The following is a 568-nucleotide window of genomic DNA, read 5'->3' as shown; positions in this document are numbered from 1 at the left end:
AAAAGAGAAAGGTCCGGTGGGGGGCCGTGTCGCGGCGTATTAACGACCGGGTGGTCGCCGTGCCGCGTCTGCTCGCCTGGTACGGCGAAGGCGCCCCGCTGCCGGACCCGGCGCTCTGCGCGGCGCGCCGCGCCCTCGACGAGCACTACGCGGACGAGCTCGGCGAGGCGCTCGCCACCGCCGGGCTGTGCCTCTACCGCGACGGGCGCGACAGCGTCGCCTGGCACGGTGACCGGATCGGGCGCGGCGCGTCGGTCGACACGATGGTCGCGATCGTCGTGCTGGGCAGCCCACGGCCGTTGCTGCTGCGCCCGCGCGGCGGCGGCCCGGCGACGCGCTTCGACCTCGGCCACGGCGACCTGCTGGTCATGGGCGGCAGCTGCCAGCGCACCTGGGACCACGCCGTGCCGAAGACGGCGCGTGCGGTCGGGCCGCGGATCAGCGTGCAGTTCCGCCCGCGTGACGTCCGGTGAGCGCCCGCCGAACCGGGCCGCCCGGCGCCCCGCGACCGTCTCCAGGGGCCCGGTCAGGGCTGGTAGGGGCGCACGGCCCGGGCGTCGCGCAGCGC

General features: G+C 77.1%; 1 protein-coding gene. It reads left to right on the top strand.

Features of this window, described 5'->3' with window-relative positions:
* Positions 1 to 473, top strand: a 473-nt coding sequence (locus tag MXD58_RS24675; protein ID WP_250610046.1) for an alpha-ketoglutarate-dependent dioxygenase AlkB, incomplete at its 5' end; no start/stop codon positions are given.
* Positions 474 to 568 lie beyond the last annotated feature (95 nt).

The sequence above is a fragment of the Frankia sp. AgKG'84/4 genome (assembly GCF_023242965.2).
Taxonomy (GTDB): Bacteria; Actinomycetota; Actinomycetes; order Frankiales; family Frankiaceae; genus Frankia.
The sequence above is the reverse complement of the archived record's forward strand: the minus strand, read 5'-3'. Positions and strand labels throughout refer to the sequence as shown.